This is a genomic window from Weizmannia acidilactici, from assembly GCF_008974225.1.
Taxonomy (GTDB): Bacteria; Bacillota; Bacilli; order Bacillales; family Bacillaceae_C; genus Weizmannia; species Weizmannia acidilactici.
Genome location: NZ_BKZR01000004.1, coordinates 1 through 19330, shown reverse-complemented (window position 1 = coordinate 19330; position 19330 = coordinate 1). Strand labels below are relative to the sequence as shown.

Sequence of the window (19330 nt, the reverse complement as noted above, 5' to 3'; positions counted from 1 at the left end):
TTTGGGAAGGGGTTACCATGTCCGACGAATTATTTGAAAAAGAAATGGAAAAAGGACGGCAGAAGCTTGAAAAAGTGATCGAAAAGAAGCCGTCAGGGCAGCGGAAAGGGACTGAGCGGTATCCGGCCTACGCATCCCGCACGGAGCGGAGGGACCATGGGCGGACGAAAGAGCAGTCCAAAATCCCGCTCATCAATGTACTGGTTGTATTTTTTATGCTTGTACCGGTTGCCGTATATTTTTGTTATACATATTTGTTCCATCGATAATTTTCCTGCTGTTCCGGCTTCCGTCTGTCATGGAATGTTGGACAGACGCATATAGTTGGGGATAGGGGTGATCGATATGGAGCCGTCAATCAGCGGGCTTGGCCATGGCACGGATGAAGCAACAAAACAAATGCTCACAAATGTAGTAAAGCGCAAGAAGAAATACGAGCGGTACCGGAAACGCCATCTTGCCGTTTTATGGACAAGCGTTTTTTACACGTTCGGCTGGGCTTATGTTGTCTACCGGTCTTTTGGGGATTCCGGATCCATGTTTGCCACGTTTTCCGGCATAGCCGCCAGTCCTTTCCAAATGTTTTTGCTGCTTTGCGCTGCCGCCCTATGGGGGATGAGCAAAATTTGGTTCGACAAAAGGGAAAAGGCTGAAAAAGAATTCCATGCGCTCCGCTGCGAAATCATTGACAAAAGCAAAGATTTATGGAAAGGGGAAAGTTGGAAGGAGCGTCACAAAGTATTTGAAATGATGCAAAAAGAATTCGACATTAACTTATACCATGAAAATAAATAAAAAGGCTCGGGCGGGGGAAAGCGGATTTTGCAGTCAATAGAAAAAATAAGAAGATGGCGGGCATCTTCTTAAAAAATTTTTTTTCGGTTTCTTTCTTCTATTAAAATTTGCGCGGCTTCCCGGAACCGCTGCGAATGGATGATTTCCCGCTCCCTCAAAAAACGGAGCCCGTCATTTAAATCCGGGTCGTCGCTTAAATTGATGATCCACTGGTAGGTGGCCCTTGCTTTTTCCTCTGCGGCAATATCTTCATATATATCCGCGATCGGGTCGCCTTTTGCCTGGATGTATGTCGCCGTCCAAGGCACACCGGCCGCGTCATGGTAATGGAGTGCTTTTTCATGGTCGACATAATGGCGGTCTAGCCCGGCAGCTTCCAGCTGGTCGGGTGTCGCGTCTTTTGTGAGTTTATACACCATTGTCGCAATCATTTCGAGATGGGCGAATTCTTCCGTGCCGATGTCGTTTAAAAGCCCGATCACTTTATCCGGTATCGTATAGCGCTGGTTCAAATATCTGAGCGCTGCCGCAAGCTCCCCGTCCGCGCCGCCGTACTGTTCGATAAGAAGTTTTGCTAGCTTTGGGTTGCAGGTACTGACCCGGACCGGATACTGCAGTTTTTTTTCATATATCCACATTCGGTTCATCCACTCCTTTTGAAGTTATACTTGCCATGGCCAAGGTGCTTCTTTCCAGTGGAAAGGGTAAGGAGAGTAACTATAACCGAAGCTCGTCAGCGGACCGAACTGTTTTTCAAATTCCTTTTTTACTTTTTTCCTGGCGCCTGTGAGCGTATTATATTGTTCAACGGTTGCCTTGTCGCCTGGATGCGTATCCAAATAAAGGTTCAGTTCCAAAATCGTAAAATCGAGCGCCTGCAGTTCTTCGAGCAATGTATAATATTCTTTCGGAAGCTGTTTCATGATGATCATTCCTTTGCCCGTTCATAAGGGCTGTAATAAGGGTCATAAAGCGGCATCCAAAGTGTTCCGCGCGCCAAAGCTTCTGCAGGCGGAAACTGCGGCAAATTCGGCGGCTGGAATCCCATGTAAAGGTGCGGCGGCGTTGAATACACTTTTTCCTTTATCGGCGGGCAGGGGTCAAACGGCCCGATAAAAGGATGGTATGTTTTAAAAGGTGTGCTCATCACAATCCTCCTGACATTTATAGTCTCTTCCATTTTATGTGCCTGATTCAGCCGCCATGACAAAAATCAAAACGGAATTCTTTTCATCTACCGCGATTAAGATATAATACTGATATAGGCGGAAGTTTAAGGAAAGCCGCGGGAACGTGCCCGGTTTTGTTTTTTGGGCCGGCCCGAGATTTTCAGAATAGGAGCTCATATATGTTCGCATTTTTATGGATTGCGGTTTTGTGCGGAATCATTTTATTGGTATATATGCGGTATGAAGCATCCATGAACAGGCTGATCACACACGAGTTTTGTGTGGATGCCTATCCGGACGGGCAGGAACCGTGCACGTTTTTTTTTATTTCCGATATCCACAGGCGGAAAATCCACCCCCAAATCGTGGAAGAGGTGCTTGGCAAGGCGCGGTTTACCATCATCGGCGGCGATTTGCTCGAAAAAGGAGTGCCACTTGGCAGGGTGGAAGAAAACTTGCGCCTGCTGAAAAAAATCGGCCCCGTTTTCTTTGTGTGGGGAAATAATGATTATGAGATTGATGCGGAAAAACTGAACGGAATTTTTTCCGCATCGGGCGTCCACTCGCTGCGGAATACGGCGTATTTTCTCCATTTAGGTGGGGAAAAGCGGATTGCGCTGATCGGTGTCGATGATTTAACGATGGAGCAGGAGAATCTCGATGAAGCGCTCGAACAAGTGCAGCCGGATGATTTCCGGATTTTAATCAGCCATAATCCGAAAATGGTTTACCAGCTCCACGAATTGGACCATATCCATGTGATGTTAAGCGGCCATACGCACGGCGGTCAGATCCGCCTTTTCGGAATTAGCAGGTACAGGAGCGGTGGCGTAAGAAAAATCCGCAACATGATCCACTTAACAAGCAACGGTTACGGCACCACCCTTGTTCCGCTGCGACTCGGCGCGAAGCCGGAAACGCATTTAATTACAATTAAAAGCAACCGCGGTTCAAGCGGCCTATGAACCTTCTTTCCCCCACTACATACTATATTGGTAAGAGCCGTATGCAGGGGGCGGAAAAATATGAAACTCGAACGGATTTCATCCAACAAAATTAAATACTCCATTTCGTTTGATGAGTTGACGGAACGCGGCATCCTTGTAAATGACCTGGATTCGCCCGTTTGGAACCATTTATTTGATGAAATGCTTGAATTGGCGGATGAGGCATACGATGTTGGCGGGAGCGAAATGCTCTCGATCGAAATATATTCTTTGAGTGTCCATGAAATGGTATTAATTTTGACTTTGGGAGAGGAGGACGAGGCAACATCCGGACGGGATTGGTTTGATGAAGACAACCCGCTGCAGGAAGACGTGTACTGGTTTCAATCCATTGAAGAGGTCATTGCGCTGGCACGATTTTTAAAAAATGTGGGCCAAATCGCCGAAACAAGCCTTTATTGTTTTGAGGAACGTTATTATCTGCTTGTTGAACCTGGGGCAAAAATGGCGCCGTTTTTCCTTGAATACGGGGAACGCGCGAGGATTTCCCCTTTTATGGTACGGGAATACGGCCTTGCAGTGTTTGAAAACGGCGCGCTCCACAGGATCCTCGAGCATTTCCGGTAAACGGCCGGCGTGCATTTGCGGTTTTCATTCGCAAATGAAAGTTGTATACTAATTTTAAAAGCAGATATTTCTTATGTATCTAGGAGGTTTGCGATAATGGCAGCCGATAAGGGTGCAGATCACCAAACAACGGAAGCAAGTCGAGATGTGCTAAAATCAACACAGACAATTATCCATGAGGCTCTTGAAAAGCTTGGATACCCTGAAGAAGTATATGAACTTTTAAAAGAGCCGATTCGCATGTTAACGGTGAAAATTCCCGTCAGAATGGATGACGGTACGGTTAAAATTTTTACGGGGTACCGCGCGCAGCATAACGATGCGGTCGGACCGACAAAAGGCGGCGTCAGGTTCCACCCGGATGTCACGGAAAACGAAGTAAAAGCTTTGTCCATCTGGATGACATTGAAGTGCGGTATCGTCAATCTGCCTTACGGGGGAGGAAAAGGCGGTATCGTCTGCGACCCGCGCAAAATGTCTTTCCGCGAACTGGAAAGCTTGAGCCGCGGTTATGTCAGGGCGATCAGCCAAATCGTCGGCCCGACAAAAGACATTCCGGCACCGGATGTGTTTACGAACTCGCAAATCATGGCCTGGATGATGGATGAGTACAGCCGAATCGATGAATTCAACTCGCCGGGGTTTATTACGGGCAAACCGCTTGTGCTCGGGGGCTCGCACGGCCGTGAATCGTCAACGGCCAAAGGGGTGACTATCTGCATCCGTGAAGCGGCGAAGAAAAAAGGCATAGAATTAAAAGGCGCCAGGGTTGTGATCCAAGGTTTCGGCAATGCCGGAAGCTTCCTTGCAAAGTTCATGCATGATGCCGGAGCAAAAGTAATCGGCATTTCGGATGCTTACGGCGGGCTGTATGACCCGAAAGGCCTTGATATCGACTATTTGCTGGACCGCCGCGACAGTTTCGGGACGGTTACGACGCTGTTCAAAAATACGATTACAAACAAGGAACTGCTCGAGCTGGACTGCGATATTTTGGTTCCGGCGGCCATTGAAAACCAAATTACTGAAGAAAATGCCCATAATATCCGGGCGCAAATTGTGGTAGAAGCGGCAAACGGCCCAACCACGCTGGGGGCTACCGAAATTTTAACGAACCGCGGCATCCTGCTTGTGCCGGATGTGCTTGCATCGGCCGGCGGCGTAACGGTTTCGTATTTTGAGTGGGTACAAAATAACCAGGGGTATTACTGGACGGAGGAAGAAGTCAATGAGAAGCTTGAAAAAGTTCTTGTCCAGTCGTTCGATACGGTTTACAAAACCGCCCAGTTCCGCCGGGTAAATATGCGCCTTGCCGCTTATATGGTCGGCGTGAGGAGGGTGGCGGAAGCCTGCAGATTCAGGGGCTGGATTTAAAAGGATGCGCACGTAAAATCTCCTGTCGTGAAACGGTGGGAGATTTTTCAATGGGTGGCCTTTCATGTTGCGGCCGCTTCAGGGGGAAACTTTTTTACATATCGACAGTTTTCGTGAAAGGGATGAGGAAATATGCAGAAAGAAGATTGTATCATTATCGGGGGCGGCCCGTGCGGATTGGCAGCCGCCATAAGTTTACAGGGAATCGGGAAAAATCCGCTTGTCATCGAAAAAGGGAATATTGTGAATGCCATTTACCATTATCCAACGCACCAAACATTTTTCAGCTCAAGCGACCGGCTTGCGATCGGTGATGTGCCGTTTATTACAGAAAACTTAAAACCGAAGCGCAACCAGGCGCTCACGTATTATAGGGAAGTGGCGAGGCTGAAACAGCTCCGCATCAACCGGTTCGAAAAAGCGGAAAGCGTGGAAAAGCAGGCGGACGGAAATTTTGTTGTAAAGACTTCGAAAAATGAATATGAAACACCTTATGTGATCGTTGCAACCGGGTATTACGACAACCCGAACATGATGGATGTGCCGGGGGAAAATTTAAGTAAAGTGTTCCACTATTTCAAAGAAGCGCACCCGTTTTTTGACACGGATGTCGTTGTCATCGGAGGGAAAAACTCGGCCGTTGATGCCGCTATTGAGTTGAATAAGGCGGGGGCGCGCGTAACGGTCCTGTACCGCGGGGACAAATATTCTGAAAGCATTAAGCCGTGGATTTTGCCGGAATTCGACTCGCTGATCCGCCACGGGAAAGTGAAAATGGAATTCCGCGCGAATGTAAAAAAAATCAAAGAACACAGCGTAGTTTATAAAGCGGGCGGGGAAGAAAAGGAAATCAAAAACGATTTTGTGTTTGCGATGGTTGGTTATCATCCAGACCATTCTTTTCTGCGTGGAATGGGCGTCGAAATCGATCCGGAAACGGGGCGGCCGCAATACCGGGAAGACACGATGGAAACAAATGTCGAAGGGATTTTCATTGCAGGCGTCATTGCGGCGGGAAATAATGCCAATGAAATTTTTATCGAAAACGGACGTTTCCACGGCGGCCTGATTGCTGAAGCGATTCGGGCGCGGGAAAATGTTTAACCGGCCTTTTGTGCCGGAATGGTTTTTCCGGGGCCGGTGTTTCTTTTCCAATCTTTTCGTGTTACGATAAAGATAACACATTAACGGGACGCGGAAACACGATTCCTTAAGAAAAGAGAGGTTGGTTATGCTTGTCCTTTTATCAGCCGGCATCGCACCCGGGTTTGCCCTGCTCTGTTATTTTTATTTGCGGGACCAGTTCGAACCGGAGCCGATTCTTGCTGTAGCCAAAGCTTTTTTGTACGGTGCGCTCGTAACGCTGCCGGTGATGTTCGTCCAGTTTGTCATCACGCACGAAAACTGGCTTTCGGGCAGTCTCCGGTATGCCTTTTTCCATTCCTCTTTGCCCGAAGAATTTTGCAAATGGCTGATTTTGGCAATCATTGTATTTTATAACAGGGAATTTACTGAACCATTTGACGGAATTGTATACGGCGTCAGCGTTTCGCTCGGTTTCGCCACGATTGAAAACATCTTGTCGCTGTTTTCAGGCGGGGTGTATCTTGCATTTGGCCGCGCACTGCTTCCGGTATCAAGCCATGCTTTATTCGGAGTCATCATGGGTTATTATTTAGGAAAAGCAAGGTTTTCACCGCACAAAAAAGGGTGGCTGTTCCTTTCTTTTGCCCTGCCGTTTACATTGCACGGCTTTTATGACTTGATCATGCTTACCCAGCAAAAATGGCTGTATTACATGATCCCGTTTATGTTCGGGCTCTGGTGGCTCAGCCTGAAAAAAGCAAAGCAAGCGCACAGCCTTTCCGCCCAGCATTTTGCGCAGGAAGCTGCAGGAACGCAGCAAACTTTATAATCTTTTTGGAATTTCTCTGTTTCTTATTTACGGTTGATGATCGCTTTCCGCGGTCTTATCCAGGCCTCCTTGCCCGTACTTCACTGCGGGGTTTCTTCTTGCCCGCTTTTCCTGCAGGAGTCTCGTAAATTCCGCGATCATCAACAAGGTCAATTACCTATTCATCATACATAACTTAAAAGGGGTGTCCTTGGTCAGTTACTGACTTTGGGACATCCCTTTTTAATTTTCCGGCAGGATACCAGCCGTACAAAAGCTTTTGCATAAAATTCCCGCATTCTCCAAAAACTACGGTTAATTCTTCACCAATTTTGGGGGTATGCGGAATGAAATACAACGGCTGTATGAAATTCCTGATCGTGCTGGCGGCTATGGCAGCGCTTTATACTGCCGGAAGTGCAGAGCCAGCATACGCATTCACGGATCAGGTTATCCAAAAAGGGGCGGTTGGGGACGATGTGATTGAACTGCAGGCGAGGCTGCAATATATAGGTTATTACAGGAGCGCCATTGACGGTGTTTTCGGATGGAGTACATACTGGGCTCTGAGAAATTTCCAGGCGGCTTTCGGGCTTCCGGTCGACGGGCTGGCGGGCGACCGAGTCAAAGCAAAACTCGTGAAAGCATCGAAATATGACGCCGCTTACGTGAAATCCATGGTCAACAGCGGTAAAAAATTTACGTATTACGGCGGTGCGAAAAAACAAACTTCAAACATGTCCGTAAATAAAGCCGCCACAACATCCAATGTGCCGAACGGCTTTTCGCAAAACGATATCCGCCTCCTGGCTCAGGCCGTTTATGGCGAAGCACGCGGCGAACCGTATGAAGGGCAGGTGGCGGTGGCGGCGGTCATCCTGAACCGGGTCGACAGCCCGTCTTTTCCGAACACGATTTCCGGCGTCATTTTTGAGCCTGGCGCATTTACGGCTGTTTCCGACGGGCAGATTTGGCTGACGCCGAACGATACGGCGAAAAAAGCCGCCTTGGATGCAATCAACGGCTGGGACCCGTCGGGAAATGCGCTTTATTATTTTAATCCCGCGACTGCAACGAGCAAGTGGATCTGGTCGAGGCCGCAAATTAAGCAAATTGGCAAACATATTTTCTGCAAGTAAGGGGGATCAAACATGGCAAAACGGATATTGATCGTTGTACTGGCCCTTGGGCTTGCGGGGACGGCGGCCTGGGCTTACAAGGAGCACCGCGATAAGCAGGCGGTTTTATTGAATGCCGAAAATACGTACCAAAGGGCATTTCATGATCTTACTTATAAAATGGATCTGCTTCACGATGAAATCGGCAACACGCTCGCGATGAATTCGCAAAAATCGCTTTCGCCGGCATTGGCGGAAGTGTGGCGCCTGACATCGGAAGCGCATGCCGATGTCGGCCAGCTGCCTTTGTCGCTGCTTCCGTTCAATAAAACGGAAGAGTTCCTGGTCAATATCGGGAACTTCAGCTACCGGACAGCCGTGCGCGATCTGGACAAAGAGCCGTTAACAGACAAAGAGTATGCTTCGTTAAAAAAATTGTATGCGCAAAGCCGTGATATTCAGGATGAATTGCGAGATGTCCAGAAAAACGTCCTGCAAAACAATTTGCGCTGGATGGATGTCGAGCTGGCGCTTGCCACCGGGAAGGAAGCGAAGGACAATACGATTATCGACGGGTTTAAGACGGTGGAAAGGACGGTTAAAGGCTACGACAATGCAGACTTGAACAGCCCTTCTTTTGCGAACTTCCAAAACCGCGATGATAACTATAAACATTTACAAGGCAGGATGGTCAGCAAAAAAGAAGCAATTGAAACAGCCAAAAACTATGCGGGCATCAAAAACACCCGGTCCGCTGAAGCGAAACCGAATGAAAAAGGCGCGCATTTTTCCTTTTACAGCGTATCGCTGAAAGACAAAGACGGTCATGAAATTACCGCCGACATCACGAGAAAAGGCGGATATCCGATCTGGTTTTTTCACAAGCGCACGATCGGCAGACAAAACATTAGCTTAAACGAAGCATCGCAAAAAGCCGCCCAATTTTTAAACAAGCACCATTTTGAGAAAATGGAGATGTTTGAAAGCTCGCAATATGATAACATAGGTGTCTTTTCCTTTGTTGCGAAACAAGGTGATGTGCGGATTTATCCGGAAACGGTTAAAATGAAAGTGGCGCTTGACAATGGACAAGTCGTCGGGTTTATGGCCGATGACTTTCTAAGGAGCCATCAAAAACGGGTCATTCCAAAGCCAAAAATCAGCGAAAAAGAGGCGAGAAGCCGTGTAAATCCGAAGCTTAAGGTAATGGAAAAACGTCTTGCCATCATCACGGGCGATTTAAACCGTGAAGTACTTTGCTATGAATTTTTGGGCGTATTGAATGATGATACGTACCGGATTTATATCAATGCCGAAAACGGGGACGAAGAAAAAGTGGAAAAGCTGAAAGATACGGAAAGGACGTACGGCAAGTCCATTTAGCCATTGCCCGGCAAATTCGGCCGGGCTTTTTTGGCGGAAGAATCATCGGCAAGTGAATTTCTCAACAAAAAACATGCAAAAAATGGTACAAAATGGCCCCGCCTATGTCATAATAAAATTGGAATCGTTTAGAAGGGGTTTTGGAACATGTTAAAAGTCGGGATGCCATTGGCGCTTGAGGACAAAGACACAGGCAGGAAATACAGATGCAAAATAGCCGACATCCGGGACGGGGGCATCTATATTGATTACCCGATCGACGTGGAGACGAACCGGATCGTATTTTTGTTAATCGGGCAGGCGCTGTTCGTGGAATTTGTTTCGGATAACCGGATTGCCTACCGTTTTTCGGCAAAAATCACCGGCAGGGAACTCGGCAATATCCCGATGCTCATTTTATCAGAACCAGCTCCGGAACAAATCCGTAAAATCCAGCGCCGGCAGTATGTCAGGGTGGATGCGGCGCTCGATATCGCGCTCCGCTTTCCCGAATCCAATATTAAAATGACAGCGGTAACGAAAGATATCAGTTCTGGGGGCTGCGCCGTCTACATTCCGGAAGGTGTACGGCTCAGGGAGAATGAAGAGGGGAAAGCGCTGCTCGTACTGCCGATGAAAGACGGCCATGTGTACCTGAAAATGTTGATTTCCGTCGTCCGGCTTTTTGAAAGCAGCGGCAAACCCGTGGTATCATTAAAGTTCCTTGATACGACCGCCTTGGACAGGCAGCGCATTATGCGGTTCTGTTTCGAACAGCAGGTGGAGCTGCGTAAAAAAGGATTTGCCGGATAACAAATATGTTTCATGGATAGGAGGATTCCCCATTTTATGGTACACTATAAAAGGGTGTAACCTTTTATCCGTTGCCCCAGCGGCAAATGGTCATGCTACAGCAACAAGAGAGAATAGGGTGAATTCGTTGTATGAAGAAAATCAATATTGCCATCGACGGTCCCGCAGCGGCCGGGAAAAGTACGGCGGCAAAAAAAGTTGCCGAGAAATTGAATTATATTTACATTGATACAGGGGCTATGTACCGGTCACTTACATACAAAGCGCTTGAGAACGGGGTTGATGTGGAAGATGGCAAAGCGCTTGCGGAACTTTTGTACAGGACCGAAATCCGCCTCATGTCCGGGGAGTGCGGCCAGGTTGTTTTCGTCGACGGAGAAGACGTTACCGGAAAAATCAGGGAAAGGGAAGTGACGAATTCAGTTTCCGCCGTTTCAAAACACCGCACCGTCCGGGAAGAAATGGTGAAGCGTCAGCAGGCACTTGCCAAAGGCGGCGGTATTGTCATGGATGGCAGGGATATCGGCACGAGAGTTTTGCCGGATGCCGAATTGAAAATTTTCCTGCTTGCCAGTGTCGATGAGCGTGCGGAAAGGCGCCATGCCGAAAATTTGGCGAAAGGAATCCCTTCCAACCTCAACGAGCTGAAACGCGAAATTGAGGAGAGGGACAGGCTTGATTCGGAGCGTGAAGTTTCGCCGCTGTGCAAAGCGAAGGACGCCGTCGAACTGGATACGACCCATCTGGGCATTGAAGAAGTTGCGGACAAAATCCTTGAATTGGCGCGGGAAAAAATTGCCCAATAAACGTGCAGCTTCTTTGCTTGACAAAATGCAAAATTTGTTAGAAATTTTATAGGAAAGAGTTTCTTTTTGAATAATACGAATTTAATTTGAAAAGAACGGGTATATTCAATTGTAGTTGAAGCGCCGGATAAGGAGGAAGTACATATGTCAGACGAAATGAATGAAATAGAAGTAAGGTCCCTCTCCGTAGGGGACAAGGTCAAAGCGGCCGTGGTCAGAGTGGAAGAAAAACAGGTGCTCGTTTCCATTGAAGGAAGCAAAGTGGACGGCATCATCCCAATCAGCGAGCTTTCCAATCTCCATATTGAAAAAGCCTCGGATGCCGTAAAAGAAGGGGACGAGCTGGATCTTGTCGTCACGAAAGTGGAAGAGGACGCCGTCATTCTTTCGAAACGGAAATACGATGCCGAAAAAGCCTGGGATGAGTTAAAGGAAAAATTTGAAAACCAGGAAATCATAGAAGCGGAAGTGAATGAAGTTGTAAAAGGCGGCCTTGTTGTTGACCTCGGCGTACGTGGCTTTGTCCCGGCTTCCCTCGTGGAAGACCATTTTGTGGAGGACTTTTCCGATTATAAAGGGAAAACGCTGTCCTTTCTCATCGTTGAATTGGATGAGGAAAAAAACCGGCTGATTTTATCGCACCGTGCCGTTGTCGAAAAAGAAAAAGAAGAAAAGCGGCAGGAAGTGCTTGACCATCTGGAAGCCGGGCAGGTTTTGGAGGGGACCGTGCAAAGGCTGACGAGTTTCGGCGCTTTTGTCGATATCGGCGGCATTGACGGGCTTGTGCATATTTCCCAGCTTGCCCATGAGCGGGTGGAGACCCCGTCCGACGTTGTAAAAAAAGGGGAAACCATAAAAGTAAAAGTGCTGTCGGTTGACCGTGACAACGGGCGGATTTCACTTTCGGTCAAAGAAACGCTGCCGGGCCCGTGGGAAGGTATCGCGGAGAAAGCGCCGAAAGGTATTGTCCTTACCGGCACCGTAAAGCGCCTTGTTTCCTTTGGGGCGTTTGTTGAAGTTTTCCCTGGTGTTGAGGGATTGGTCCACATTTCGCAAATTTCCCACAGGCATATTTCCACCCCGCATGAAGTGCTGAAAGAGGGGCAGCAGGTCAAGGTCAAAGTGCTCGATGTAAACGAAAAAGATCACAGGTTGTCATTAAGCATCAAAGAACTGGAACAGGCGGATACAGAGGCGGATTACGATCTTCCTGAAGAAAATACCGGCTTCCAGCTCGGTGATGTGGTCGGTGACCAGTTGAAAAAATTTAAACAGTAAAAAAGAGTGCGCAACGCACTCTTTTTTACTGCCTTTTGCGCGCTTCTTCCGGGCTTTCGAGACGGGTTGCCCCGGCGTAATGGAACGCCTGGTCGCGGTCGCTTTCCACCCGTCCGCTTTTACGTAGTTTTTTCTCCTGGCGGTCTTTGCCCATAACACTCACCCCCGCTTATAGTATGGCTAAAAAATCATCAATGTTGCGATTAGTCCGGCGCAATCTTTCCCATAATGGAAATAAAAGGAGGTGCGCCATGGACGGTTCGCTTTTTTTGGGCATCATGTGGGGAATTTGGATTTGGGCGACATTTTTGCTGGAAAAAGGGCACCCTTTGAGACTTACGTCCGCTGTCCTTTCTTTGTTTTTCATTATTGCTTTTCCTTACCAATTGTCGGTGGGCGGCTTAAAGCTGCAATGTCCTTTAGCCGTGATGCTTGCTGCAGGGTACTTATTTTTGGCGCGGTTTTCAGGTTTTGCGCTTTTTTACCGGCTCGCTGGCGTATGGATTGTTATGACGGGCTATGCGGGGCTGCTTTTGTTTGAAATGTATGATCCGGTATGGATTTTGGCGGACCGCACATTTTGTTACAGCATTTTATTGTTTATCCTCGTGCACCTGATTTTTGATTCGCCGCTTACCGGCATTGCAACCGCTGTGATCGGGACGGCGCAGGGGGAAATCATTTACTCGCTGATTTTGATGAAATGGGGCTTTTCCCAGACGGCCGGCGCGCCTCCGTACTTGGATATGATTGGATTGTTTCTTGCCTTCCAATGCGGATGGGGAATGTTTAACCATTGTTTCAATGCTTTATCCGGAAAAGTGGGTGCGAAAAAAGAAAAACAGGGTTAGTTTATTGTCGTATTGCCTGGGCGGGAAAATATTGTTAAACTACTAAAGTTGATATTGTTTGCGAAATGAGACAGAAAGGGTGAATCATGTGGCAAAACCGGTTGTGGCAATTGTTGGGCGCCCGAATGTGGGAAAATCGACCATTTTTAACCGCATTGTCGGCGAAAGGGTTTCCATAGTGGAAGATGTCCCGGGAGTGACGAGAGACCGCATTTACAGCTCAGCTGAATGGTTGACCCATGAATTTAATATTATTGATACAGGTGGCATCGATATCGGGGATGAACCGTTCCTCGACCAGATCAGGCAGCAGGCCGAGATCGCCATACAGGAAGCGGATGTCATTATTTTTATCACAAGCGGCAGGGAAGGCGTCACTTCAGCTGATGAAATGGTGGCAAAAATTTTATATCGTTCGAAAAAGCCGGTTGTGCTGGCCGTCAACAAAATTGACAATCCCGAAATGCGTGCGCAAATTTACGATTTTTACGCATTGGGCTTCGGCGACCCGTTCCCGATTTCCGGCGCGCACGGCCTCGGGCTCGGCGACCTGCTCGATGAAGTTGTCAAGCATTTCCCGGAAAAAACCGATGAGGATTACGGCGAGGATGTGATTAAATTTTGTTTTATCGGCAGGCCGAATGTCGGGAAATCGTCTTTGTTTAATGCAATCTTAGGGGAAGAACGCGTCATCGTCAGCGACATCGAAGGAACAACAAGGGACGCTGTCGATACCGTCTATACTTATGAGGGCCAGACTTATGTTATGATTGATACAGCGGGTATGCGCAAAAAAGGGAAAGTCTATGAAAACACGGAAAAATACAGCGTGCTGCGCGCATTAAGGGCAATTGAACGGTCGGATGTGGTCTGCGTTGTGCTGAACGGTAAAGAAGGGATCCGCGAACAGGACAAGCGGATTGCGGGATATGCCCATGAGGCCGGCCGGGGCGTGATCATTGTTGTGAATAAATGGGATGTCGTCGAAAAAGATGAAAAAACGATGAATCAGTTCACGGAAAAAATCCGAGACCATTTCCAGTTTCTCGATTATGCGCCGGTCATTTTTGTGTCGGCAAAGACGAAAAAGCGTCTCAACCAGTTATTTCCGCTGCTCCAGACGGTCAGCGAAAGCCATGCGATGCGCGTACAGTCGAGCGTGTTAAATGAAGTGATAGCGGATGCGGTGGCAATGAACCCGACCCCGACAGATAAGGGGCGGAGGCTGAAAATTTTTTATGCGACGCAAGTGTCTGTCAAACCGCCGACGATCGTTGTCTTTGTTAATGATCCCGAACTGATGCATTTTTCCTATGAGCGGTTTTTGGAAAACCGTATCCGCGATGCATTCGGGTTTACCGGAACGCCGATCAGGATCATTACCCGCGCGCGCAAATAAAAAAGAAGAAGGTGTTTCTTTTGTCAAACGATAAAGTGATCGCAGTGCTCGGGGCGGGCAGCTGGGGAACTGCCTTGTCCATCGTTTTGGCCGACAACGGTTATCGGGTCAGGCTGTGGGGCAATAAAAAAGAGCAAATTGACGAAATTAACCGTACCCATATGAACGCGTTTTATTTGCCGGGGATCGAGCTTCAGCCCGAAATTAAAGGGTATTTTTCGCTGGATGAAACGTTAAAGGGCCTTGATACCATTGTGCTTGCCGTGCCGACAAAAGCGATCCGCGATGTTTGCCGGCAGATTGTGGAAGTGCGGAAAATGCCGCTTTCCATCATTCACGTCAGCAAAGGGATAGAGCCGGGTTCGCTGATGCGCATTTCCGAAATGATTGAGGAAGAAATCCCGGAAGCGGTCCTTCAAGATGTGACTGTTCTCTCCGGACCGAGCCATGCCGAAGAAGTCAGCCTGCGCCATCCGACAACCGTAACCGTTTCGTCGAAAAAGATGCAGGCCGCCAAAAAGGCGCAGGATATTTTCATGAATTCTAATTTCCGGGTATATACGAATCCGGACATCATCGGGGTCGAAATGGGCGGCTCATTGAAAAATATTATTGCGCTTGCCGCCGGGATTTCGGACGGCCTCGGTTACGGCGACAATGCGAAAGCGGCCTTGATGACGAGGGGGCTTGCGGAAATCGCCCGGCTCGGCACGAAAATGGGCGCAAATCCTCTAACGTTTTTGGGGCTTGCCGGGATCGGAGACCTGATCGTTACATGTACGAGCGTGCATTCACGCAACTGGCGGGCCGGCAATATGCTCGGCAAAGGAAAAAAACTGGATGATGTGCTAAACAGCATGGGCATGGTGGTTGAAGGTGTCCGGACGACGAAGGCCGCCTACCAGCTCGCCCATAAATTTAATGTAAAAATGCCGATTACAGATGCCCTCTACCATGTTTTATTTGCGGATCTCAATCCGAAAGAAGCGGTTGACCATTTAATGGGGCGTTTGAAAAAGCATGAAATGGAAGATTTAATGGACATGCTCGATGAACAGTTCCAAGGTTGATAGCTTGCCGTTGCATGGACGGAAGTAGGCTTTCTTATGATGCCAAGAAGGCCATGCATGCATATTCTTTAAGGAAAATGAAAAAGCTTTAAACTGGCAGGCTGGGTATTTGTCATTTTTTTGCCGGAGCGCATGTATTTGTTGCCCCGGCTTTTGTTTTGCCGCCAATTATTGGAAAATTTGAAAACTTATGATATAATGTCCGCAAAGTTTTACGGAAAAATGGCGGTATTTGTAAAATGCAAAGGGGGGGGTAATTTTGTCACGGGGGATGGCAAACATGTGGATCTCGCTTTTCGGCATGGGTCTCTTCTTTTTGGCCATGGTCATGATCATGGCCAGCAGGTACAAGCTGAAATCAAGTGTGATGAAATGGGCAGCAGCGGCCTTGGCTTATGCGTGTCTTGCTGTCGGCGGCCTGATCATGGCCTATATCGTGCTGAGCGGGCCGGCAAATTAGATCCGGAGGGGGGATGGTTTTTGGGATTTAAGAAACTGCTTTTGGTGTTATCGGCGGCATTTTTTTGCGCTTTTTTAGGCGGCTGTCTGTATCCGCAGGCAGAAAAGGCGGGAAGCGGGATCCTGGATGATGCGCAGCTTGCAATGGTGCAGAAAGCGGTCGAAGAGTACCGGAAAGATAACGGCGGCCTGCTTCCGATCATAACGAAGGGGCAAAATACGCCGGTTTACCAAAAATACCCGATTGATTTTAACAAGCTGAAGGCGCCGAAAAACTATTTGCCGGAACCGCCGGCAAACGCCTATGAAAGCGGAGGAACCTTCCAATATATTATTTTTGATCCGGAAAAAAAGCCTACGGTGAAAATTTATGACGTCCGCATTCCGGATAAAATAAGAGAACTGCAGATCAGGATTGCTTCCCAAGGTTACCCGCCGTTTAAAAAGGAGATTGCAAGAAACGTATACACCTTGGATTTTAAAAAACTGGGCTACAAAAAAGCCCCATATGTCGTATCGCCGTATACGCACCAAAAACTTCCGCTTGTCATTACGGGAAAAGGGGAAATCTATGTCGATTACCGGAGGGATCTAGCCAAGGCTTTAAAAAGTAGCAAACGCCCTTTTAAAAAGGGAGAGGATATCCGTGTGCTTTTAACGGAGGGATCCCCTTACGTTCCCGCATATTCCCTTCCTTATACAGTCAATGAAAAAAATGAGCCGGTATTTATGGCAAATTAGTCATAACCCTTTCTTCTGCCAATATATTGTTAGAGAAAGGGTTTATTTTTTTACGGGTTATGATCATGATTACATCCCGCTGTTCACAAGGTATTTTAAAGCGGAATCCGTGGGACTCCTGCGGGAAAAGCGGGCCGGTCGAGTCCCCGCAACGAGATGCGCCGGATGGGGGGATCGGACCGCCCGTAGAAAGCGAGCGGATTCTGCTGTAATAACCCTTCATCAGGCCCTTTTCTGTAAATCTATAAAAAAATTCATTTCATAGACATAAGGCGGTCGGACAACATCATACACATATAGTGTCCTATCATCAACTCAATGATGCTTTGTCCCGGGAACGAATGTGGGGAGGGAATCTTTTTGGAAAAGGTAGATATTTTTAAAGATATTGCAGAACGTACAGGTGGCGATATTTATTTAGGCGTTGTAGGCGCAGTCAGAACAGGCAAATCCACTTTCATCAAAAAATTCATGGAACTGGTCGTGCTTCCGAATATTGCAAATGAAGCGGACAGAACCCGGGCGCAGGATGAACTGCCGCAAAGCGCGGCCGGGAAAACGATTATGACAACCGAACCGAAATTTGTGCCGAACCAGGCGGTCGCCGTCCATGTCGATGAAGGGCTTGACGTGAACATCCGGCTTGTCGACTGCGTCGGCTATACGGTTCCAGGCGCAAAAGGGTATGAGGACGAAAACGGGCCGCGCATGATCCACACGCCTTGGTACGAAGAGCCGATTCCTTTCCATGAAGCGGCGGAAATCGGCACACGAAAAGTGATCCAGGAACATTCCAGCATCGGAGTCGTCATTACAACGGACGGCACGATCGGCGAAATTCCGCGCGAAGATTACGTGGAGGCGGAAGAACGGGTTGTTGCGGAATTAAAAGAAGTCGGGAAACCGTTTATCATCGTCGTGAATTCGGCAAAGCCGCACCACCCGGAAACGGAAATACTGAGAAAAGAACTGCAGGAAAAATACGATCTGCCGGTTTTGGCGATGTCCGTTGAAAGCATGCGCGAGGCCGATGTCTTAAATGTGTTGCGGGAAGCGCTGTTTGAATTCCCGGTTCTGGAAGTAAATGTAAATCTACCGAGCTGGGTGATGGTGTTAAAAGAGAACCACTGGCTAAGGGAAAATTACCAAAACTCCGTGAAAGAATCGGTGAAAGACATTAAACGGCTTCGCGATGTCGACCGCGTTGTGCAGGCGTTTAACGAATATGACTTTATTGAAAGTGCGAGCCTTGCCGGCATCGAGATGGGTCAGGGGGTTGCGGAAATCGACCTCGAGGCGCCGGATGAACTGTATGACCAGGTCTTAAAAGAAATTGTCGGCGTCGAAATCCGCGGAAAAGACCATCTGCTCGAACTGATGCAGGATTTTGCCCATGCAAAGTCAGAGTACGACCAGATTTCCGATGCCTTAAAAATGGTGAAACAGACCGGTTACGGTATCGCTTCCCCGTCCTTGCAGGATATGAGTCTTGACGAACCGGAAATCATCCGCCAGGGGTCGCGTTTCGGCGTCCGGCTCAAAGCGGTGGCGCCTTCCATCCACATGATCAAAGTCGATGTGGAATCGGAATTTGCGCCGATCATCGGGACGGAAAAACAGAGCGAAGAACTTGTGCGGTACCTCATGCAGGATTTTGAGGATGACCCGCTGTCGATTTGGAATTCCGATATATTCGGCCGCAATTTAAGCTCGATCGTCAGGGAGGGGATCCAAGCAAAACTGTCGCTCATGCCGGAAAACGCCCGCTATAAACTGAAAGAAACGCTTGAACGGATCATCAATGAAGGATCGGGCGGCCTGATCGCCATTATTTTGTAAAGGGGATACGCGGTATTCCCTTTTTTGTTGCCTGTAACCCTGGATTCCTCCATTTCCACCTTTCATTTTTGGAAAAAAGATGAAAAGTTTCCCTCTATTAGCGAATTTTTCTTGCACCCACCATGCGATTATGATAATCTTTTAACAGAATTGGTGTTGCTGAAATGCCTAATTCTATCGGTTTTTAACGTTTAATATGATGAAAAACCGTATACAATGATGACTAGAAACTGGAAATGCCTTCTAAGTTTCTCTGGGAGGAGGTGAATGGAATGAACAAAACTGATTTAATCAATGCGGTGGCGGAAGCTACGGAACTTTCCAAAAAAGACACCACAAAAGCAGTTGATGCTGTTTTCGATACAATCCAAAATGCATTGGCAAAAGGAGACAAAGTCCAATTAATCGGTTTTGGCAACTTTGAAGTGCGCGAACGCGCAGCCCGAAAAGGAAGAAACCCTCAAACCGGTGAGGAAATCGAAATTGCAGCAAGCAAAGTGCCTGCATTCAAACCGGGAAAAGCGCTTAAAGACGCAGTAAAATAATTACATATGTTTGGCTTTGAGCGAAAAAAAGGCTGCCTAGGCAGCCTTTTTTTAATACAGGCTCCAGGAATTCCAAAAAAGGATGCACCTGTGTTTTGCAAATTTTCCGGATTACGGCTGTAAAAACTGGGCAAAATAAAAGTACCTTTTAAATTCGTGCGTTTTTTCAACAATCCGCTTTGACTGGCCCCTGCACTATGATAAGATTAAACATATATTATGGATTTTACGGAAAAGAGAGAG

General features: G+C 47.8%; 23 protein-coding genes. 19 read left to right on the top strand and 4 right to left on the bottom strand.

Features of this window, described 5'->3' with window-relative positions; translation table 11 throughout:
- The first annotated feature begins 17 nt into the window (after positions 1–17).
- Positions 18–269, top strand: a complete 252-nt coding sequence (locus GBH70_RS02180; RefSeq protein WP_151679486.1) for a hypothetical protein — start codon at positions 18–20, stop codon at positions 267–269.
- Between the two features lie 76 nt (positions 270–345).
- Entirely contained in the window at positions 346–795 is a 450-nt protein-coding gene (locus tag GBH70_RS02175) for a YpbF family protein (protein ID WP_151679485.1), read from the top strand.
- Between the two features lie 68 nt (positions 796–863).
- On the opposite strand, the gene GBH70_RS02170 is transcribed toward GBH70_RS02175, so the two are convergent.
- From GBH70_RS02170 to GBH70_RS02160, 3 genes are read right to left on the bottom strand one after another with little or no spacing between them, the layout of a single operon-like run.
- Positions 864–1433, bottom strand: coding sequence for a manganese catalase family protein (locus GBH70_RS02170; RefSeq protein ID WP_151679484.1), 570 nt, complete (start codon positions 1431–1433; stop codon positions 864–866).
- A 24-nt stretch (positions 1434–1457) separates the two neighbouring features.
- Positions 1458–1718 (bottom strand): spore coat protein CotJB, encoded by a 261-nt coding sequence (locus GBH70_RS02165; RefSeq protein WP_151679579.1) that lies wholly within the window; start codon positions 1716–1718, stop codon positions 1458–1460.
- 5 nt (positions 1719–1723) lie between these two features.
- The gene (locus GBH70_RS02160) at positions 1724–1942 is read right to left on the bottom strand and encodes a spore coat associated protein CotJA (RefSeq protein WP_151679483.1); all 219 of its coding nucleotides are present in this window, start codon (positions 1940–1942) and stop codon (positions 1724–1726) included.
- 201 nt (positions 1943–2143) lie between these two features.
- Here GBH70_RS02160 and GBH70_RS02155 point away from each other — a divergent pair, with 201 nt between their 5' ends.
- The 10 genes from GBH70_RS02155 to rpsA all read left to right on the top strand — a co-directional run bounded on the left by GBH70_RS02155 (position 2144) and on the right by rpsA (position 12183).
- On the top strand, positions 2144–2929 hold the full coding sequence (locus GBH70_RS02155; protein WP_151679482.1) for a metallophosphoesterase: 786 nt from the start codon (positions 2144–2146) through the stop codon (positions 2927–2929).
- Positions 2930–2989: 60 nt separating this feature from the next.
- Positions 2990–3538: an adaptor protein MecA gene (locus GBH70_RS02150; RefSeq protein ID WP_151679481.1), complete on the top strand. Its 549-nt coding sequence runs from the start codon at positions 2990–2992 to the stop codon at positions 3536–3538.
- A 96-nt stretch (positions 3539–3634) separates the two neighbouring features.
- Positions 3635–4912 (top strand): Glu/Leu/Phe/Val family dehydrogenase, encoded by a 1278-nt coding sequence (locus GBH70_RS02145; RefSeq protein WP_151679480.1) that lies wholly within the window; start codon positions 3635–3637, stop codon positions 4910–4912.
- Between the two features lie 132 nt (positions 4913–5044).
- Positions 5045–6016 carry a YpdA family putative bacillithiol disulfide reductase gene (locus GBH70_RS02140; RefSeq protein ID WP_151679479.1) on the top strand — a complete coding sequence of 324 codons (972 nt, stop codon included), beginning with the start codon at positions 5045–5047 and terminating at the stop codon, positions 6014–6016.
- Positions 6017–6143: 127 nt separating this feature from the next.
- Entirely contained in the window at positions 6144–6827 is a 684-nt protein-coding gene (gene prsW, locus GBH70_RS02135) for a glutamic-type intramembrane protease PrsW (protein ID WP_151679478.1), read from the top strand.
- Between the two features lie 371 nt (positions 6828–7198).
- Positions 7199–7945 carry a spore cortex-lytic enzyme gene (gene sleB, locus GBH70_RS02130; protein WP_253693369.1) on the top strand — a complete coding sequence of 249 codons (747 nt, stop codon included), beginning with the start codon at positions 7199–7201 and terminating at the stop codon, positions 7943–7945.
- A 12-nt stretch (positions 7946–7957) separates the two neighbouring features.
- On the top strand, positions 7958–9307 hold the full coding sequence (gene ypeB, locus GBH70_RS02125) for a germination protein YpeB (RefSeq protein ID WP_151679476.1): 1350 nt from the start codon (positions 7958–7960) through the stop codon (positions 9305–9307).
- 147 nt (positions 9308–9454) lie between these two features.
- Positions 9455–10099, top strand: a complete 645-nt coding sequence (locus GBH70_RS02120; protein ID WP_151679475.1) for a flagellar brake protein — start codon at positions 9455–9457, stop codon at positions 10097–10099.
- Between the two features lie 131 nt (positions 10100–10230).
- On the top strand, positions 10231–10905 hold the full coding sequence (gene cmk, locus GBH70_RS02115; protein WP_151679474.1) for a (d)CMP kinase: 675 nt from the start codon (positions 10231–10233) through the stop codon (positions 10903–10905).
- Positions 10906–11049: 144 nt separating this feature from the next.
- Positions 11050–12183 (top strand): 30S ribosomal protein S1, encoded by a 1134-nt coding sequence (rpsA, locus tag GBH70_RS02110; RefSeq protein ID WP_151679473.1) that lies wholly within the window; start codon positions 11050–11052, stop codon positions 12181–12183.
- A gap of 25 nt (positions 12184–12208) precedes the next feature.
- On the opposite strand, the gene GBH70_RS02105 is transcribed toward rpsA, so the two are convergent.
- A complete protein-coding gene (locus tag GBH70_RS02105) occupies positions 12209–12337 on the bottom strand; it encodes a YpzI family protein (RefSeq protein WP_151679472.1) in 129 nt (42 codons plus the stop codon).
- Positions 12338–12434: 97 nt separating this feature from the next.
- Between GBH70_RS02105 and GBH70_RS02100 the strand changes: the two genes are divergently transcribed.
- The 7 genes from GBH70_RS02100 (at position 12435) to hbs (ending at position 19087) form a co-directional block, all read left to right on the top strand.
- Positions 12435–13034, top strand: a complete 600-nt coding sequence (locus GBH70_RS02100) for a YphA family membrane protein (RefSeq protein ID WP_151679471.1) — start codon at positions 12435–12437, stop codon at positions 13032–13034.
- A gap of 88 nt (positions 13035–13122) precedes the next feature.
- Positions 13123–14433: a ribosome biogenesis GTPase Der gene (der, locus tag GBH70_RS02095; protein WP_151679470.1), complete on the top strand. Its 1311-nt coding sequence runs from the start codon at positions 13123–13125 to the stop codon at positions 14431–14433.
- A gap of 20 nt (positions 14434–14453) precedes the next feature.
- On the top strand, positions 14454–15503 hold the full coding sequence (locus tag GBH70_RS02090; protein WP_151679469.1) for an NAD(P)H-dependent glycerol-3-phosphate dehydrogenase: 1050 nt from the start codon (positions 14454–14456) through the stop codon (positions 15501–15503).
- A 259-nt stretch (positions 15504–15762) separates the two neighbouring features.
- A complete protein-coding gene (locus GBH70_RS02085) occupies positions 15763–15963 on the top strand; it encodes a DUF2768 domain-containing protein (protein ID WP_151679468.1) in 201 nt (66 codons plus the stop codon).
- Between the two features lie 20 nt (positions 15964–15983).
- Positions 15984–16703 carry a YphF family lipoprotein gene (locus GBH70_RS02080; protein WP_151679467.1) on the top strand — a complete coding sequence of 240 codons (720 nt, stop codon included), beginning with the start codon at positions 15984–15986 and terminating at the stop codon, positions 16701–16703.
- Positions 16704–17063: 360 nt separating this feature from the next.
- A complete protein-coding gene (spoIVA, locus tag GBH70_RS02075; protein WP_151679466.1) occupies positions 17064–18542 on the top strand; it encodes a stage IV sporulation protein A in 1479 nt (492 codons plus the stop codon).
- Positions 18543–18814: 272 nt separating this feature from the next.
- Positions 18815–19087: a non-specific DNA-binding protein Hbs gene (gene hbs / locus GBH70_RS02070; RefSeq protein ID WP_151679465.1), complete on the top strand. Its 273-nt coding sequence runs from the start codon at positions 18815–18817 to the stop codon at positions 19085–19087.
- Positions 19088–19330 lie beyond the last annotated feature (243 nt).

Coding starts and splice junctions, on each gene's coding strand:
- GBH70_RS02180 (WP_151679486.1), top strand. CDS start 18: ATGTCCGACGAATTATTTGAAAAAGAAATGGAAAAAGGACGGCAGAAG.
- GBH70_RS02175 (WP_151679485.1), top strand. CDS start 346: ATGGAGCCGTCAATCAGCGGGCTTGGCCATGGCACGGATGAAGCAACA.
- GBH70_RS02170 (WP_151679484.1), bottom strand. CDS start 1,433: ATGTGGATATATGAAAAAAAACTGCAGTATCCGGTCCGGGTCAGTACC.
- GBH70_RS02165 (WP_151679579.1), bottom strand. CDS start 1,718: ATGAAACAGCTTCCGAAAGAATATTATACATTGCTCGAAGAACTGCAG.
- GBH70_RS02160 (WP_151679483.1), bottom strand. CDS start 1,942: ATGAGCACACCTTTTAAAACATACCATCCTTTTATCGGGCCGTTTGAC.
- GBH70_RS02155 (WP_151679482.1), top strand. CDS start 2,144: ATGTTCGCATTTTTATGGATTGCGGTTTTGTGCGGAATCATTTTATTG.
- GBH70_RS02150 (WP_151679481.1), top strand. CDS start 2,990: ATGAAACTCGAACGGATTTCATCCAACAAAATTAAATACTCCATTTCG.
- GBH70_RS02145 (WP_151679480.1), top strand. CDS start 3,635: ATGGCAGCCGATAAGGGTGCAGATCACCAAACAACGGAAGCAAGTCGA.
- GBH70_RS02140 (WP_151679479.1), top strand. CDS start 5,045: ATGCAGAAAGAAGATTGTATCATTATCGGGGGCGGCCCGTGCGGATTG.
- prsW (WP_151679478.1), top strand. CDS start 6,144: ATGCTTGTCCTTTTATCAGCCGGCATCGCACCCGGGTTTGCCCTGCTC.
- sleB (WP_253693369.1), top strand. CDS start 7,199: ATGGCAGCGCTTTATACTGCCGGAAGTGCAGAGCCAGCATACGCATTC.
- ypeB (WP_151679476.1), top strand. CDS start 7,958: ATGGCAAAACGGATATTGATCGTTGTACTGGCCCTTGGGCTTGCGGGG.
- GBH70_RS02120 (WP_151679475.1), top strand. CDS start 9,455: ATGTTAAAAGTCGGGATGCCATTGGCGCTTGAGGACAAAGACACAGGC.
- cmk (WP_151679474.1), top strand. CDS start 10,231: ATGAAGAAAATCAATATTGCCATCGACGGTCCCGCAGCGGCCGGGAAA.
- rpsA (WP_151679473.1), top strand. CDS start 11,050: ATGTCAGACGAAATGAATGAAATAGAAGTAAGGTCCCTCTCCGTAGGG.
- GBH70_RS02105 (WP_151679472.1), bottom strand. CDS start 12,337: ATGGGCAAAGACCGCCAGGAGAAAAAACTACGTAAAAGCGGACGGGTG.
- GBH70_RS02100 (WP_151679471.1), top strand. CDS start 12,435: ATGGACGGTTCGCTTTTTTTGGGCATCATGTGGGGAATTTGGATTTGG.
- hbs (WP_151679465.1), top strand. CDS start 18,815: ATGAACAAAACTGATTTAATCAATGCGGTGGCGGAAGCTACGGAACTT.